Raw genomic sequence first — 17,089 nt, 5'->3', positions numbered from 1 at the left:
AGTATAACTCATGTCCCCCCCCATTTTTTAATGAAATTATTACAACAGATTCAGCTTATTTTTCCACTGCGCTATCTAGTAATACATCAATAGCTTTACGGATTTTAAGGTCTGATTTAAGTTCGCTCATATCTCCAAGCGCAGCACGTACAGCGTCTTTTTCCATGCCATATTTTTCAGCTAATGTGGAGATTTCTTCATCAATAGCTTCTTCAGTTGGCTCAATGTTTTCAGCTTCAGCAATTGCTTCAAGCACTAAATTCATTTTTACGCGTTTTTCAGCGTCTGTTTCCATTTGTGCGTGCATAGCTTCTTCTGTTTGGCCAGTGAATTGGTAATATAATTCAGGAGTTAGACCTTGTGCTTGTAAATCTTGTGCAAAATGATTCATTAGATGATCAGCTTCATGATGAACCATTGCGTGTGGAATGTCCACTTCTGCATTTTCAACAGCTTTAGCAATAACTTCTTCTTGTTTAGCTTGAGCAACAGACTCTTCTTTTGCTTCTTGTAAACGTTTAGAAATTTTTTCTTTTAGTTCATCTAGAGTTTCTACTTCTTCGTCAATGTCTTTTGCAAGTTCATCGTCAAGAGCAGGAACTTCTTTTGTTTTGATTTCGTGTAATTTCACTTTGAAAACTACAGGTTGTCCAGCTAAATCTTCCGCATGATATTCTTCTGGGAAAGTTAGCTCGATGTCAGCTTCGTCGCCAGCTTTTAAGCCAACTAATTTTTCTTCAAAGCCAGGAATAAATTGTCCGCTTCCAAGTTCTAAAGAATGATTTTCAGCTTGTCCGCCTTCAAAAGCTACACCGTCTTTGAATCCTTCAAAATCAAGGATTACAGTATCGCCATTTTCAGCTGGAGCATCTTCTTTAACAACTAACTCTGCTTGACGTTCTTGTAATTGTTTTAATTCAGCTTCTAACTCTTCTGTTGTAAGTTCTGTTTCGCGTTTTTCTACTTCAAGACCTTTGTAGTCTCCAAGTTTCACTTCTGGTTTTACAGTAACTTCTGCTGTTAGAACCCAAGTTTCACCTTTTTCCATAGACTCAATGTTTACTTGAGGAGTATCAACTGGATCAATTCCAGCTTCATCAATTGCTTGAGAATATACTTCTGGAAGCAAGATATCAAGTGCATCTTGGTAAAGCGCTTCTTCACCGAAACGTTGATTAAAAATTTGACGTGGAACTTTCCCTTTACGGAATCCAGGTACATTAAGAGTTTTACGTACTTTTACGAAAGCTCTATCTAAACCTTCTTTTACTTTTTCTTGTTCAATGTCAAAAGTAAGTTTTCCAACATTACCTTCTTGTTTTTCCCATTTTACTGACATGGTATAATTCCCTCCATCATCTATTTAGTTCAATTTAATTACTCTCATGACAAGTTTCAGCCATACTCACTAATAATAACACAGATATCCCCGACTTGAAAACAACAAATATCATTATATGAAATAATTTTGCTGTCTGATTTCTAACTCTTCTATAGTAGATATCGCTTCTTCCATTAATTCATGATTTACTGGATCTGAAATCATCGTTTTATCCCCATACATCGCATTAGCCCATTTATAATAAGCATTTACCCAAACATTTACATCTTTAGGTTCAAATTCAAATGGATAAATCATAAATAAATGCTGCTGGATAATACCAATCACTTGTTCAAATAAACTCGGATTGCTATGTTCAAGCTTATCTGCAAGCCCAGTAAAAAGTTCTGAAGCAAACATATTATCTGCTAACATTGGGACTTTTTTAGGGTTAAAAATACCATGCTTATTAATTTTTCGTACTTCTATTTCTTCATCTATTTCTTTTTCCTGCATTAATTCAAAAATCATTGATTGCACAAACGGTGAAAAACTTTCGTCTGCCAAAAAAACTTTAAAAGCTGGTAAAAAATCATCAATTTCTAGAAAACGAGCTTCTTGTAAAAATTCTAATTGTTCAGCTGTTTGCCAAGAAGCAAAATCTCGAATATCTTTTCTCGGAATAAATTGTTTTGGAAACGGAATGACATTATTTGTCACTTGCTGCGTATCTTCGTTTTGTTCTTCTTCCATATAATGACGCACTAAAGTAAAATAAGTATCCATATTATCTTCTTGCATAAAAGTTATGGATAATTCCCCTAGTATGTCTTTATTGTAGCCATTCATTGTTAAGAAATTTTGACCTATTTCTTGCGCTTTTTTAGTTTTATTTGTTTGATTATAAAATTGAATCAACCTATGTACAATTTCCTCGTTGCATGGTTCTTGATGATACGCATTTTCCAGATAATGTAGCGTACTCATTTTTTCTTCTTCAGACAACGAGGTAATCCCTTTTTCCATGAATTTTTTTACACTAACTGGAAAAAAAGCACCACTTTCACTCATCGTTTTATCTCCTTTTATTTGAAAAAGCTTTATTTATCCTAACTGGATTTACCCGTAATGTAGAAAATCTAACCATTTCCAGCAAAAAAAGTTGATTTAGTTTGATTCATTCTACTTGGATAGTTAGCTTCTGTCAAGTGAATATTTGTGCATACTATTTTTAGAAATTTATCATTATACAATTCCGATATTGTAGAAAATTAAAGTCTCAAAACCCTCAAATTTTGAACAATTATACTATTTATCTAAAAATAAAAAAGCACTCATTTTGTGTGCTTTTTCATTAATATTCCACTCAGATCAAAAATCACTTGGCTTTACTTAAATAATTATAATGTTATCTCCTCTATTATTGATAAAAGAATTTTAAATCGCACATTAAAATTTCGCTTAAAATCACCGCATTTTTGTGTGATAATCGAACGCTTCCTTTTTCTATATTACTATAACCCGATGTGTATTTATATCCCATTTTCCTTGCTATAAAAGCTTGAGTAATTCCCCGTTGTAATCGTAATTCTCTAATTTTGGCCGTGTTAATTTTTCTGCTGTCTACTGTTTTCATGTCATCTTCTCCTTATCTACACAGTTTGAGTTGTTATTACAATAATAACAACTCATTAAGAGGTTGTCAATTGAAAATTAATTCACTTTGTGTTAAATTATAGCTAAATTGAGTAAGATATTGTATAATCAAACAAAAGGGGGTGAAATTATGCCAAATCTAAGTAATAGACTTACATTATTACGAGAAAAGCAAGGTTGGTCAAAAGCCGAAACAGCAAGAAGATTAGGTTTGAAAGCACCTTCTACTTACGGTAATTGGGAGTATGGTATTCGTGAACCTGATTTAGATATGGTCACACAGATTGCAACGTTGTATGATGTTAGTGTTGATTATTTACTTGGCCAACAAAGTATACCAACTTATGCACCGAGCGAGTTACATAGTGAGAAAGATATTGCGAAAAGAATGATAAAACTAAGTGAAGATTTAAGATATGAAGATGATCTGATTTTAAACGGAAAGCTTTTGGATGAATCTGCAGCTCATTTCTTAGCAGATTCAATTGACTTTCTTTATGAACAAACGAAAAAACTTAATGATTAAGTTTGATAAACGTTTGATATTCCTATTTTTTGGGAATACTTAATGGTATTAAAATAAATAGATAAAGGGGGAGTTTCATTTGTCAGAATGGTACTTCAAAAAGAACGAGCAAAAAGTTGGGCCTTATACCAATGTAGAAATGGTAGCCCTATATAGAAAGAAAGAAATTAATGATTTTACATTGGTTCAAAAATCTCCTCAACCAGAATGGATTACATTCAAACAAACAGAATTACATCAACATGTTACGAACCGTACTAATTCTGAACTAAAAATCGGAAACCTATTCTCATCCGTATTCAAAAAACACTCTAAAGAAGAAGGAGAGAAAGTTTTTATTGCAGGTACAAAATATACAACTCCTGCTGTTAGTGAAATACCACACTCTTGGCCTCATCCTTGGGTATTTTCCAGAGTCTTCTTAGTATTAGTCATCACGTACTTTCTATTATTAGCATGTACATATATTTTTGACAACAGCAATACTATTCCAGGACTTATGGTGATTGGTTCATTCGCAGTTCCGTTTTCTGTCTTATTATTCTTTTTCGAAACGAATGCACCTCGAAATATTAGTGTTTTTGATGTTGTAAAAATGTTTTTCATTGGTGGTGTAGCGGCACTTGTAGCAACACTAATCATTTATTCTATCATTCCAGTAGGAAAATTAAATTATTTTAACGCCCTATTAGTTGGTTTTATTGAAGAAACTGGGAAAATGATCATCGTTGCTCTTTTCATTCGTTCATTAAATTCGAAGTACATTTTAAATGGATTATTAATAGGTGCAGCTGTTGGAGCTGGATTTGCTGCATTTGAATCTCTTGGTTATGCATTTAACTATAGTGTTGATGCTGCATTCTTATTCAAGGACATCCATATTGCTGGGGAAACTATGATGAATGTTATCTTTAGTCGTGGTTGGCAATCAATTGGTGGTCATGTTGTATGGGCCGCAATTACTGGCGCTGCATTAGTGATTGCTAAAGGTGATCAAAAATTAGGAATGAATCATATTTTCAGTGGTACTTTCTGGAAACTATTTATTATTCCGATTCTCCTTCATTTTGTTTGGGATTGCCCTTTCAACCCACTACCAGCCATTGCGTTTAAACAAATCGTTTTAATTGTTATTGTTTGGTTTGTTATCTTGCGTTTAATTAGCGCCGGACTAAAACAAGTTTCAGCCCTTTCCAGTGCAAGTAAAGCAACAAAATAACGATTGGAGTTCTAAGTAATTGCTTAGAACTCTTTTTTTAATACAAAAATGGATTTTAATCTAATATAGACATATCTTCATTTTCATGTAAAATAGAAGTATTATCTTATTAGCAGAGGGGTCATTGAAATGCGCGAATCTTTGAAAAATAGCAAGAGATTAGTCATAAAAGTTGGTACTAGCACACTTATGTATGGAAACGGTCATGTTAATCTACGTACTATTGAAAAATTGGCAATGGTTTTATCTGATTTGCGTAATGAAGGAAAAGAAGTGATTCTGGTCTCTTCTGGCGCCATTGGTGTTGGGTGTCATAAACTCCAACTCCCAGCTAGACCTACTGATATTCCTGACCTTCAAGCAGTCGCTTCTGTTGGACAAAGTGAATTAATGCATATATATAGTAAATTTTTTGGTGAATATGGACAAGTTGTTGGTCAAGTCTTACTTACACGTGATGTAACAGACTTCCCTATCAGTCGCGAAAACGTTATGAATACTCTGGAAAGTTTGTTAAGCCGCGGTATTATCCCTATTGTAAACGAAAATGATACGGTTGCTGTGGAAGAACTTGAGCATGTTACCAAATATGGTGATAATGACCTTCTTTCTGCAATTGTTGCTAGATTAGTTCAAGCAGATTTGCTTATTATGCTTTCTGATATAGACGGTTTTTATAAGAGCAATCCTACCACTGATCCAAACGCTATAATGTTTTCAGAAATCAATCAAATCACTCCAGAAATAGAGGCACTTGCAGGTGGTAGAGGATCAAAATTTGGAACAGGCGGTATGTTAACGAAACTTTCAGCCGCTACTTATTGTATGGCATCTCACCAAAAAATGATTTTAACAAATGGCAAAAATCCCACCATTATTTTTGATATTATGCAAGGTGCGCAAGTTGGAACATTATTTGCTAATAAAAAGGAGGCATTTTCACATGACCGAACTCATTAAAAAAGGAATCGCAGCTAGAGAAGCATCATCATTCTTAGCTCAAGCGACGACTAAGCAAAAAAATACAGCCCTCATTAATCTAAGTAATGACTTAATAGCTAATACGGCTACCCTTTTGAAAGAAAATGAAAAAGATATTATTCGGGCCAAGGAAAAAAAGACTCCAGACACAATGATTGATCGTCTTCGTCTAACAGAAGAGCGAATTAAAGAGATTTCCGAAGCAGTTAAGCAAGTTGTCACGTTAAAAGATCCTATTGGAGAAGTGACAACTATGTGGAAAAACGAGGCAGAATTAACAATTGGAAAAATTAGAGTCCCACTTGGAGTCATTGGTATCATCTATGAGTCAAGACCGAACGTAACTGTAGATGCTTCCATACTTTGTTTTAAAACTGGTAATGCTGTCATATTACGTGGTGGTAGCGATGCCATTGATTCTAATAAAGCGCTTATGAATGTGATTCAAGAGTCGTTAGAAAAATCAGGATTTCCGCGTACGAGTGTTCAATTAATTGAAGATACTTCGAGAGAAACAGCTCGCGAAATGATGCGTTTAAATCGTTTTTTAGATGTTCTGATTCCTCGCGGTGGTGCAAAATTAATCCAAACAGTACTTGAAAATGCTACAGTCCCAGTTATCGAAACAGGGACAGGTAATTGCCATATTTATGTCGATAAAGCAGCTGAAAAACAAATGGCTATTGATATTCTAGTTAATGCAAAATGTTCGCGTCCCTCTGTATGTAATTCAGCTGAAACACTACTTATACATGAAAGTGTAGCGGAAGATTTCCTTCCAGCGATGGAAATGGCATTAAAAGAATATAATGTTGAACTGCGTGCTGATAAACGTGCACGAGAAATTTTAAAAGATGCTAAAGCAGCGACAGAATCAGATTGGGAAGAAGAATTTTTAGACTTTATTTTAGCCATAAAAGTGGTTGATTCTGTGGAAGAAGCAATAAATCATATTAATAAATACGGAACAAAACATTCTGAAGCAATCATTTCAAACGATTATGCGACAGGTCAGGCTTTCCATCAAAAAGTGGATGCTGCCGCAGTCTATATCAATGCTTCTACTCGTTTCACTGATGGTTTTGCAATGGGATTCGGCGCAGAAATCGGTATTAGTACCCAAAAGCTTCATGCGCGTGGACCAATGGGGTTAACTGAACTCACCTCCACTAAATACATTATTTTCGGAGATGGTCAAATTCGTAATTAAAAACAAGGTAGCCTAATAGGTTACCTTGTTTTTGCATTTAACCAATCAATCACATCTTGAAAAACGGTTTCCTTACATAATTCATTTACGAGTTCATGACGGGCATTTTCGTATATTTTATAAGTAACATCTTCTACTCCCGCTTTTTCTAATGCCAAAGCAATTTTTGGTGTATCTTTTCCAAAATGCCCCACTGGATCATCACTACCTGAGAGTAACAAAATGGGTAAATCTTTCGGCACGCTTTCCAAAGTTTCTTTTTGTTGGCTCACTTTTACTACTTCAAAAAGATTATGAAAAAACCCACTCGTTCCGACTACTGGTCCGCAAAAAGGGTCTTTTTCATAAGCTTCATATACGGCTACATCTCTTGAAAGCCAACTAAAACGATGATTTTCATTAAAAGGCTTATTATAACCCCAAAAAGCTAATTTATTTAAAAACCCACTTCTTTTTTTATCATCTTTTTTAACACGGTATTTTGTAATAATTTGACCCATTTTTAGCAATGCTGTGGGTTGAAGGCCGCTACCACTAAGGATAACCCCGTCTACTTGATGTTGCGCCATAAACGTCCGAATAATGAAGCTCCCCATACTATGTGCAAAAATAAAATAAGGCAAGTTTGGATAATTTTCTTTTATATAGGTTCGAACACTCACTTCATCTTGTATCATATTTTGAAACCCTGTTTCCCCGTCTAAATGACCTAAATAACTTTCATTTATTGCTGATTTGCCAAAACCACGGTGATCATCTGCTACTACAATATACCCTGCTTGATTCAAACGTTTTGCAAACAAATCATATCTTGCTCCGTGCTCCGCCATTCCATGAACAATTTGGATTAAACCGATTGGCTTTTCTACCTCATCCCAAATATGTAAATGTAATTCTAATCCATCTGCGGCTTTTAATTTCATTTCTTTATTCATACGATTTCCTCCCATTTCATCTTATAATTAGTATACCACCGAGCAAGTAATTTCAATCTTTAACAGCCTTTTATTAGGACTTTTGTATAACAAGTTAAAAAGTTACAGTTCCAACTATTCATTTATGTAAAGTAGATTGTTCATAATATCACAATGTGTTATACTATGGTCATAAGGAGATGACACACATGAATAACTGTTTAGCGCAATTACAAATGTTTGATTATTTACTAAAAAAATATCGTAATAAAGAAGTCTTTCCAGATACGAGATTGGTTGTTGAAATCGATGGAAAACTTTGGACTGGCGACTTCCTTCAACTGGATGATTGCCACATCATTGAAATTGATTGGGAAGATACGAGATTTACTCGGATTGAACGTACGAAAGATGCAATCAATGATGAATTTAATGAAAAAGTAACGAACTCTAATGTGAATGTTAGTGAAAATCGCATTGATTCAAAAATTGGTAGTCTAAAAAATATCGAAATTTTATACCAAGAAATTGGTCAATTTGTGCGCCAAGTAGAAAGTTCTACAACTACTTTAAAACCACTCTTGTATAATGCATATTGCTTAGATACACGGGTTAAATTACCATTCTTAGACCTTAGCAAAAAAGAAATCACCTTGGTTTCTTTAACTAATTAAAGTTAATCCCGCGAAACTTAAATTTCGCGGGATTTTTATGTTCACTGGTGGATATGTTTTATCTTACTACTCGAAAGCTGCGTTAGCTCTGCTTCAAGAAATGCCGGCAAAATCGATATCTCTTTTAACTCACTTACATCAAACCATTTAAAAAGTAATTCATATGGTTCCTCTCCGTATTGACCAAATGCTTCTGTTTTCTTAAATGATTTTAACTCTACTAACGCACTATCTGGTAAAAGATTTGCTTTATAATAAAATTCGATACTGTCTATTTCCTTTCCATTATGTACAAAACGATTTTCTGCAATAATTTTTAATTCATCAATAATTACTTCTTCCCCTAACTCTTCTTTCATTTCCCGCTTTAATCCATCTTTTGTTAGTTCATTTTCTACTCCACCACCTGGAAGAGTCCAGTAGTTTTCATTGTGACTCGTATGAAGCAAAAGCTTGTTTTGATGTATAATAATTGCTGCTACTCTAACATGTTTCATTAACATCGCTCCTTTATTTCATTTTATCATAAAAAGTGGTTGCGCTTTCAGATTATTTATAGTATAGTAATGGCGAACAACTTGTATATACAAGTTAAAAAAGGAGGAAATCTTATGGCGGACTACAAAAAGGATGCAAGCGCTCTCTTAGAATTAATTGGTGGCAAAGAAAATATTTCATCTGTTACACACTGCGCTACAAGAATGCGTTTTGTTTTACAGGACCCTGATAATGCTGATATTGAAGCAATTGAAGAAATTCCAGCAGTAAAAGGGACATTTACACAAGCAGGACAATTTCAAGTAATTATAGGCAATGATGTTGCAATTTTTTATAATGAATTTACAGAAATTAGTGGTGTAGAAGGCGTCAATAAAGAAGATGCCAAAGTAGATGCTAAGAAAAATATGAGTTTGCTTCAACGTATGCTTGCCGGTTTAGCTGAAATTTTCACCCCTTTAATTCCTGCTATCGTTGTTGGTGGTCTTATTCTCGGTTTCCGTAATGTTATCGGTGATATTAAGTTTTTAGAAGATGGAACTAAAACCATTGTTGATGTGTATCCATTCTGGGCTGGTGTTTATAGTTTCTTATGGTTGATTGGTGAAGCTGTATTCCATTTCCTACCTGTAGGAATTACATGGTCTATCGCGAAAAAAATGGGAACAACTCAAATCCTAGGAATTGTCCTTGGTTTAACGCTCGTTTCCCCGCAACTGCTAAATGCTTACAGTGTTGTTGAAACAAAAGCTGGCGATATTCCTGTCTGGGACTTTGGCTTTGCTCAAGTGCAGATGATTGGTTATCAGGCACAAGTTATTCCTGCAATTATGGCCGGATTCTTACTAGCCTATCTCGAAATCTGGTTACGTAAATTCATACCAAATGCAATTTCGATGATTTTTGTTCCATTCTTTGCCCTTGTTCCAACTGTTTTAGCTGCTCATGTCATTCTTGGACCAATTGGTTGGAAAATTGGCGACGCGATTTCGAATGTCGTTTATGCTGGTTTGACTGGTGGACTAAGTTGGTTATTCGCCGCACTATTTGGCTTCTTATATGCCCCACTCGTAGTCACCGGACTGCATCACATGACCAATGCCATTGACTTACAATTAATGAGCCAATTTAAAGGAACAAACCTTTGGCCAATGATCGCTTTATCCAACATTGCTCAAGGTTCAGCTGTATTAGCTATTATTTTCTTACACCGTGGCAATGAAAAAGAAGAACAAGTTTCTATTCCAGCAACTATTTCCTGTTACCTAGGTGTAACAGAACCCGCAATGTTTGGTATCAACTTAAAATACTTATATCCTTTTGTGGCTGCTATGATTGGTTCTGCAATTGCCGCTGTGGTTTCTGTCTCAAGTGGTGTCATGGCAAATTCAATTGGCGTTGGTGGGCTTCCTGGCATCTTATCAATCAACTCAAAATACTACGGGATTTTCGCTATTTGTATGGTTATAACTATCGTTGTTCCATTCATTCTAACTGTACTATTCCGCAAATATAACATTTTAAACAAAGTAGATACTGCACCAATTCGTACTTTTGGGAAAAAAGAGTATCGAGATTCAGCAAAAACAACCAACTAAAAAGTGAGGCTTCTCTTTATGACAACTTTTGCTCAAAAAACAATTTATCAAGTGTATCCAAAATCATTTTATGATACAACAGGCGATGGTACTGGGGACATTCCTGGTATCACTGCCAAGCTTGATTATTTGCACAAACTAGGAATTGAGATGATTTGGATTAATCCATTTTATCCTTCTCCACAAAATGATAATGGTTATGATATTTCTGATTATACAGCTGTTGATCCACTATTTGGAACAATGGAAGATGTTATTACCCTTATTACCGAGGCGAAAAAAAGAAATATTGGCATTATGATTGATTTAGTATTAAATCATACTTCTACAGAACATCCTTGGTTTAAAAAAGCGCTTGCTGGAGATCCGTTTTATCGTGATTTTTATTATTTCCGCCAAGCAAAAGCAGATGGTTCTCCCCCAACCAATTGGGAGTCTAAATTTGGTGGCAGTGCCTGGGAAAAATTACCAAATTCATCAGAGTATTACCTGCATTTGTATGATGTCACTCAAGCAGATCTAGACTGGGCCAATCCAAATGTCCGCGCTGCACTCTTTGATGTAGTGAATTTTTGGATCGATAAAGGGGTGGAAGGTTTTCGTTTAGATGTTTTAAATGTAATTGCGAAACCCAAATTTTTAGAAGATGATTTTGAAGGTGATGGGCGTCGTTTCTATACTGATGGACCAGGAATCCATGCTTATTTAAAAGAGCTAAATGAACGAACATTTGGGGATAAGCCAATTATTACTGTAGGTGAAATGTCCTCGACAGATATTGACAACTGCATTCGCTATAGTAACCCTGATGAAAAAGAATTATCAATGGTATTTCATTTCCATCATTTAAAAGTAGATTATCCAGATGGGGAAAAATGGCGTTTAGCAGATGTGAATTTTGCGGATTTAAAATCTATTTTCCATACTTGGCAAGTTGCAATGTCTAAAGAAAATGGTTGGGATGCGCTTTTCTGGAATAATCATGATCAGCCAAGAGCACTTGGACGTTTTGCTTCTGATCAACCAGAACATTATTATCAATCAGCTACCCTACTTGGAGCAACCATTCATTTTATGCGAGGAACACCATTTGTTTATATGGGGGAAGAAATTGGTATGATGAATCCAAAATTCCCAACAATTAATCATTACGTGGATGTTGAAACACTTAATCATTTTGACATTTTACAAAAACAAGGGCTTTCTGAAGAAGAAGTGATGCAAATTATTAAAGAACGTTCGCGAGATAATAGTCGTACACCTATGCAATGGAATCATTCAGAAAATGCAGGATTTACAACTGGTACTCCTTGGCTAAAAGTAGCTGATAACGCAGATAAAATTAATGTTCAAGATGTATTAGCAGACAAAACAAGCATTTTCTACTTTTATCAAAAATTAATTGCTTTACGTAAAGAGCACCCGGTTATCCAAACTGGTGATTATACGCCTTACTTTACAGAAGAAGATTCCATTATCGCTTATAAACGTTCAAATGAATCCTCTTCCCTACTTTCTATTCATTATTATGGTGCTACAGAAAAAAAATTACAAATTCCAAGTGAATTTTCTAATGCCAAAGTGTTACTATCTAATCATGAGCGTACAGAAATTAGTTCTGAAATCGAATTAGCTCCCTATGAAACATTGACGTTAATACAATAAAAAAAAGCTCGAGATTTGTATCTCGGGCTTTTTAGCGTCTTCTAGCAAAATCAATAAAGCGGAATTTATCAAGACGATGTCGCGATTCTGTGTATTGAAAAAGTGTTGTATCTTTTAAGAATACGGTACTTTTTACAACCACAACATGTGTATCTCCGTGTAGTGCTAAGTATTTTTTATCTTCTGCGTTCAGCGGCTCAACCGTTATTTCTTTTTGAGCATAGCTAATTTCATAATTCTTTTCATTTTCTAAGTATTGATATAGAGAGTCCTCTAAAACCTCATTTGCAATTGGCTCTGTCTTGTCGAGTAAATAATCATAATCTAAAATTGTAGCCTCGCCTTCTAAATAACGCACTCTAAGAATTGCTAAACAGCTCGAACCATGTGGCAGACCAGCGAAATCAGCAATCCGATTTGGTAATATAGTTTGTTCATTTCTAATAACTTTTGTTGTAGCATTCATATGTTCCGATTTTTGCAACTCTTTAAAACTCGTCAAACCTGAAACAGGAAACGAATAACGTTCACGATCAATGACAATAGAACCTTTTCCTTGGAGTTTTTGAATACAGCCATTCTCAAGTAACAAGACAAGTGCTTTTCTAATGGTTTCACGGGATACCGAAAAACGCTTGGCCAGGACATTTTCACTTGGAAGTAGTGTGCCTGCTGGATAAACGCCTGATGTAATATCTTGCTCTAATTCTAAATATATGTCAAAAAATTTATTTTTCTTATTCAAATTTACTCACCCACCGTTATTGTAGCACATTTACACGTAATTGTAACCGAAATTATTAACTCACTTTATTACCAAAATCTTGTAAAATTTGTTACACTATTAGTAGTAAGTTCAGTTCATGGGTTTTGATTTAAGAGGAGGTATTTTCTATGACTAAAGTTATTTTAACTATTATCGCAATTATTGTTCCAGCATTTCTTGGATTTTTATTTGCTTATCAGATTTATAAGAAAAAAACAGCCACTTATATGCCATTAAAAAATGAATTTGTACATTGGGCTAAGTAAGCACAAATGAAGGAGGGAAACAAAATGAAAAAAACAGAGAGTGAAAAGCCACTTGTTATCAAAATTGTTATTAGTGTTTTAGTAGGTTTATTTTTACTTAATTTAATGCCATTTTTAGCCATCTTTGGTTAATTTTTTTACTTAAAAGTGCTTGAAGCAGGTTATTTTTTATGTTATATTGTAAATTGTGTTGAAATAAATAGCAATTTTTTATGGTGAGACAATTAATGACAGTAATGTCAGTTAATGCTTTTTTTATAAAAAGACTCCAGAGTGCCTTTTTTATGGTGTTCTTGGGTCTTTTTTTGTGTGGAAAGGAGAAATGGATATGAAAAATAAAACTGGTTGGAATATTGCTAAAATTGTTGTGGGGGCCCTTATTTTTTCGCTTGCTGTTAACGTATTTGCCATCCCCAATAATCTTGGAGAAGGTGGCGTTACTGGATTAACAATGATGTTATACTACTTACTTGGCTGGACGCCGGCTATAACAACGCTTATTTTTAATGGTATATTGCTTATTATTGGGTACAAATTTCTTGACCGGATGACTATTGTTTGGACGATTGTTGCGATTAGTTTTACTTCCCTATTCCTACATTTTTCTGAACCGTTCGCTTTTGTTGCGAATCAAACCATTGTGGCAGCCATTTTTGCTGGGCTAATGATGGGAATTGGGATGGGATTAATTATGAATGGTGGAGGAACCACTGCGGGAAGTGCTATTTTAGCGAAAATTGCTAATAAATACCTTGGTTGGAATACGAGTTATGCGCTCTTGTTTTTTGATTTGATTGTTGTTATTCCCTCTGTTTTTGTCATTGGATTTGAGAATATGTTATTTACAGTAGTTTCGCTTTATATTTCTACTAAAGTTCTTGATTTCATTCTGGAAGGTTACAATCCTAAAAAATCTGTTACGATTATTTCTGATTACTATGAAGAAATTGCGACAGAAATTGATGAGCATTTGGAACGAGGAATTACACTTTTTAACGGGCAAGGATTTTATATGCGTCAAGATAAAAAAATCCTTTATATTGTGATTAGTCGGGATCAACTTTTACCGCTCACAAAAATCGTAAATAAATATGATGAAAAAGCATTCTTTATTATAAATGATGTCCAAAGTGTTATTGGCGAAGGATTTACTAAACAAATTACAAGTGAGTAATGTGGTTTTTCTACACTTGTGTTACAATGATGGGGAAATATATTTAAAGTAAGTGAGGCGTCCTTATGAAAATTTCTAAACCGGCATATATGGTTTTGCTCGTTGTTGGCTTGGTTTTTGTTTTTTTAGGACTATCTAATATCGGAATTTCTATTTTTTGGGATTTTAGCGACTTAGAGAATTTGATGGTTGGTAGCTTATTGATCATCATTGGGCTCATCACACTTAGAGTTCGGTATTCATTTAAAAAAAGAGAATAAAAAGGCACTGCAATTTGATTTTGCAGTGCTTTTTTAGTTTTAAAAAATCACATTTTCTTGAATAACATCTAATTTTTTAATGATAATATAACGATTTTGCATGGTGATGACGCCTTCTTTTTTTAATTGTTGAAAAATCCGGTTCACACTACTTGCTGAATTAATGCCACAAAAATGACCAATTTCTTCATTACTTACGAGGAAATCAATCAAAAACTGATCATTTTCGATTTCCACCCCAAAAAGTGTATAGAGTTCGTACAGTTGCGTACAAATAGCTCCTAGTTTACCATTCATCAACATTTGTTGCATTTTTTTAATTGATTGGAGAAGTCTAGTTCGATAATAATCTTTCACATAGATCTGCAAATCGACATCCCTATTGACATCTTTCCAAAATCTCACCCGGTCCACTTGATAAAGTTCTGCTTTGTCAGATTCTACTCGAATATTAAATGGCGCATTCGCGAACTGAGAATACTCATCTTTTAACAGAGAGATGATATCCATTTTATTAATGTAGTTTAAGTTAAACTCTCTACCATCTCTTGATATAATACTCGTTTTAATTATTCCTTTTTTAAGTATGTATACATAAGAATCTTCCAAACCCTCGTAAGTTAAATATTTGCGTTTTCCCCTTGTAATAACTGGAAAATCATTTGTGCTTACATAATTATTAAGAATATTTTGTTTCATGTTCTTAACCTCCTTTAGTCATTCCAGTTACAGCATATTAATCATACAAAATACTATTCCCTATTTTTTCAACATATGTTATACAAATTTGTATATATCAGAAATAATTACCAAATTAAAAAGTAACCTTCTTAAAAATCCCCTATAATACTCCTTGTCGCTGAGATAAATAACAATAAACACGTAGGAAGGGATTTTATTCATGAAAGAAAAATTATTTAATAAGGGTTTTGTTTTAATTACATTGATTAACTTTGTCGTTTATCTCGTTTATTATTTGCTGATGGTAATCATTGCGGTTATTGCACAAGAAGAATTGAACGCATCCCTTGGCGAAGCGGGTTTTGCTTCCGGGATTTATATTATCGGAACACTTCTTGCAAGATTATACATGGGGAAAAAACTCGAACTATTTGGTCGTAAAAGAGTATTACGGTTTGGTATTTTATTTTTCTTACTAACAACAATGGCTTATCTTTACATGCCGACGATTGCAATTATGTTCGTTATTCGCTTTTTGAATGGATTTGCATATGGAACAACCTCCACGGCAACAAACGCAATTGTAACTGCTTATATTCCTAATTCTAGAAATGGAGAAGGTATTAATTATTATGGACTTAGCACGAGTCTTGCCGCTGCTATAGGGCCTTTTATTGGAATGATTTTACTTAGCAAAACAAGTTTTTATACGATTATCATTTTTTCCACCGTTATTGTCTTGTTAACTGCACTGCTTTGTTTCTATTTACCAGTAAAAAATATTGTTCTAACACCAGAACATCGGAAAGCATTACAAACATGGACTGTTAAAAGTTTTATCGAATATAAAGTTATTCCAATTACTTTTATTGCTTTTTTGATGGGGATTTCTTATTCAAGCGTACTTACATTTCTTGCTTCTTATGCAAGAGAAATCAACTTAGTTAGTGCGGGAACTTTTTTCTTTGTTGTTTATGCGCTAGTTATTACTTTTACTCGCCCTATGTCTGGGAAATTATTTGATGCAAAAGGTGAAAAATATGTGATGTATCCTAGCTATCTCTTTTTAGCAGTTGGATTAGTTGTTTTAAGTACCGCAACTTCCAGCCTTGTTTTGCTTATTTCAGGCGGGTTGATTGGCTTAGGTTATGGAACATTTATGTCAAATGGTCAAGCAGTATGTCTAAAAGTTTGCGAACCCCACCGTATTGGTATTGGCTTATCTACTTATTTCATTGGACTTGATTTAGGTTTGGGTATTGGGCCTTATATTATGGGAGAAATTCATCATGTTCTTTCATTCCAAGGAATCTACATCATTGCTGGCGCTATCGCTTTTGTCTGTGTATTTATTTATATGTTTTTATCTAGAAAAAAAGAACCTCATAACGCACAAGAAGCCTTAAAAGGGAGTGAAGAAATATGAATAAAATATTATTAATTACAGCTGCAGGCTATATAGTTGGTATAGAGAGTCTTGATAAAGAGGAAAACCATATACTAAAGCTTCATGATGTCTACATTAATAATCCAACACAACGCTTAATTGATCATTTTGAGAGTTTAGAAATCGCTAAAAAACAAATTATCGGACATAAAAAGTTGTCCACGCTTGACGCTCAAAATTTAATTAGTCGCTGGGAAGCAAATTACTTTACGACATCTTGATTAACTGGAAGC

At 34.3% G+C, this 17,089-nt stretch carries 19 protein-coding genes; 12 read left to right on the top strand and 7 right to left on the bottom strand.

The genetic code is table 11. From position 1 onward, the window contains the following. Nucleotides 1–55: 55 nt before the first annotated feature. From tig to LWE_RS06470, 3 genes are all read right to left on the bottom strand, one after another. Complete coding sequence (gene tig / locus LWE_RS06480; protein ID WP_011702093.1) at nucleotides 56–1,339, bottom strand: trigger factor; 1,284 nt, start codon at nucleotides 1,337–1,339, stop codon at nucleotides 56–58. 114 nt (nucleotides 1,340–1,453) lie between these two features. Next, nucleotides 1,454–2,392, bottom strand: a complete 939-nt coding sequence (locus tag LWE_RS06475) for a hypothetical protein (RefSeq protein ID WP_011702092.1) — start codon at nucleotides 2,390–2,392, stop codon at nucleotides 1,454–1,456. A 349-nt stretch (nucleotides 2,393–2,741) separates the two neighbouring features. Next, nucleotides 2,742–2,957, bottom strand: a complete 216-nt coding sequence (locus tag LWE_RS06470; protein WP_011702091.1) for a helix-turn-helix domain-containing protein — start codon at nucleotides 2,955–2,957, stop codon at nucleotides 2,742–2,744. 150 nt (nucleotides 2,958–3,107) lie between these two features. Between LWE_RS06470 and LWE_RS06465 the strand changes: the two genes are divergently transcribed. From LWE_RS06465 to LWE_RS06450, 4 genes are all read left to right on the top strand, one after another. Continuing rightward, nucleotides 3,108–3,503, top strand: coding sequence for a helix-turn-helix domain-containing protein (locus LWE_RS06465; RefSeq protein ID WP_011702090.1), 396 nt, complete (start codon nucleotides 3,108–3,110; stop codon nucleotides 3,501–3,503). Nucleotides 3,504–3,582: 79 nt separating this feature from the next. Next, the gene (locus tag LWE_RS06460) at nucleotides 3,583–4,722 is read left to right on the top strand and encodes a PrsW family glutamic-type intramembrane protease (RefSeq protein WP_011702089.1); all 1,140 of its coding nucleotides are present in this window, start codon (nucleotides 3,583–3,585) and stop codon (nucleotides 4,720–4,722) included. A gap of 129 nt (nucleotides 4,723–4,851) precedes the next feature. Next, nucleotides 4,852–5,682 carry a glutamate 5-kinase gene (proB, locus tag LWE_RS06455; RefSeq protein WP_011702088.1) on the top strand — a complete coding sequence of 277 codons (831 nt, stop codon included), beginning with the start codon at nucleotides 4,852–4,854 and terminating at the stop codon, nucleotides 5,680–5,682. After that, nucleotides 5,666–6,913, top strand: a complete 1,248-nt coding sequence (locus LWE_RS06450) for a glutamate-5-semialdehyde dehydrogenase (protein WP_011702087.1) — start codon at nucleotides 5,666–5,668, stop codon at nucleotides 6,911–6,913. The genes proB and LWE_RS06450 overlap by 17 nt, the downstream gene beginning before the upstream one ends. 20 nt (nucleotides 6,914–6,933) lie before the next feature. Here LWE_RS06450 and LWE_RS06445 read toward each other — a convergent pair whose 3' ends face one another. After that, a complete protein-coding gene (locus LWE_RS06445; RefSeq protein WP_011702086.1) occupies nucleotides 6,934–7,848 on the bottom strand; it encodes an alpha/beta hydrolase in 915 nt (304 codons plus the stop codon). Between the two features lie 188 nt (nucleotides 7,849–8,036). Here LWE_RS06445 and LWE_RS06440 point away from each other — a divergent pair, with 188 nt between their 5' ends. Further along, the gene (locus LWE_RS06440) at nucleotides 8,037–8,501 is read left to right on the top strand and encodes a hypothetical protein (protein WP_011702085.1); all 465 of its coding nucleotides are present in this window, start codon (nucleotides 8,037–8,039) and stop codon (nucleotides 8,499–8,501) included. Between the two features lie 41 nt (nucleotides 8,502–8,542). On the opposite strand, the gene LWE_RS06435 is transcribed toward LWE_RS06440, so the two are convergent. After that, a complete protein-coding gene (locus tag LWE_RS06435; protein ID WP_011702084.1) occupies nucleotides 8,543–8,998 on the bottom strand; it encodes an NUDIX hydrolase in 456 nt (151 codons plus the stop codon). 114 nt (nucleotides 8,999–9,112) lie between these two features. Here LWE_RS06435 and treP point away from each other — a divergent pair, with 114 nt between their 5' ends. Both treP and treC read left to right on the top strand, forming a co-directional pair. Beyond that, nucleotides 9,113–10,597 carry a PTS system trehalose-specific EIIBC component gene (treP, locus tag LWE_RS06430; RefSeq protein WP_011702083.1) on the top strand — a complete coding sequence of 495 codons (1,485 nt, stop codon included), beginning with the start codon at nucleotides 9,113–9,115 and terminating at the stop codon, nucleotides 10,595–10,597. Between the two features lie 18 nt (nucleotides 10,598–10,615). Further along, a complete protein-coding gene (treC, locus tag LWE_RS06425; protein ID WP_011702082.1) occupies nucleotides 10,616–12,262 on the top strand; it encodes an alpha,alpha-phosphotrehalase in 1,647 nt (548 codons plus the stop codon). Nucleotides 12,263–12,293: 31 nt separating this feature from the next. Here the strand turns inward: treC and treR are convergent, their stop codons facing one another. Beyond that, entirely contained in the window at nucleotides 12,294–13,007 is a 714-nt protein-coding gene (gene treR, locus LWE_RS06420; protein WP_011702081.1) for a trehalose operon repressor, read from the bottom strand. A 149-nt stretch (nucleotides 13,008–13,156) separates the two neighbouring features. Here treR and LWE_RS14680 point away from each other — a divergent pair, with 149 nt between their 5' ends. From LWE_RS14680 to LWE_RS06405, 3 genes are all read left to right on the top strand, one after another. Further along, nucleotides 13,157–13,294: a hypothetical protein gene (locus LWE_RS14680; RefSeq protein WP_003761913.1), complete on the top strand. Its 138-nt coding sequence runs from the start codon at nucleotides 13,157–13,159 to the stop codon at nucleotides 13,292–13,294. 328 nt (nucleotides 13,295–13,622) lie between these two features. Continuing rightward, nucleotides 13,623–14,468 (top strand): YitT family protein, encoded by an 846-nt coding sequence (locus tag LWE_RS06410; RefSeq protein WP_011702080.1) that lies wholly within the window; start codon nucleotides 13,623–13,625, stop codon nucleotides 14,466–14,468. A 65-nt stretch (nucleotides 14,469–14,533) separates the two neighbouring features. After that, the gene (locus LWE_RS06405) at nucleotides 14,534–14,728 is read left to right on the top strand and encodes a hypothetical protein (protein WP_011702079.1); all 195 of its coding nucleotides are present in this window, start codon (nucleotides 14,534–14,536) and stop codon (nucleotides 14,726–14,728) included. A gap of 39 nt (nucleotides 14,729–14,767) precedes the next feature. Here the strand turns inward: LWE_RS06405 and LWE_RS06400 are convergent, their stop codons facing one another. Further along, nucleotides 14,768–15,427, bottom strand: a complete 660-nt coding sequence (locus LWE_RS06400; RefSeq protein ID WP_011702078.1) for a Crp/Fnr family transcriptional regulator — start codon at nucleotides 15,425–15,427, stop codon at nucleotides 14,768–14,770. A 202-nt stretch (nucleotides 15,428–15,629) separates the two neighbouring features. On the opposite strand from LWE_RS06400, the gene LWE_RS06395 reads away from it, so the two are divergent. Beyond that, a complete protein-coding gene (locus LWE_RS06395) occupies nucleotides 15,630–16,835 on the top strand; it encodes an MFS transporter (protein WP_011702077.1) in 1,206 nt (401 codons plus the stop codon). Then, nucleotides 16,832–17,077, top strand: coding sequence for a hypothetical protein (locus tag LWE_RS06390; protein ID WP_011702076.1), 246 nt, complete (start codon nucleotides 16,832–16,834; stop codon nucleotides 17,075–17,077). Before LWE_RS06395 ends, LWE_RS06390 begins: the two co-directional genes overlap by 4 nt. Nucleotides 17,078–17,089 lie beyond the last annotated feature (12 nt).

The sequence above is a fragment of the Listeria welshimeri serovar 6b str. SLCC5334 genome (assembly GCF_000060285.1).
Taxonomy (GTDB): domain Bacteria; phylum Bacillota; class Bacilli; order Lactobacillales; family Listeriaceae; genus Listeria; species Listeria welshimeri.
Note: the sequence above shows the minus strand (reverse complement) of the source record. Positions and strands in the feature narration are given on the sequence as shown.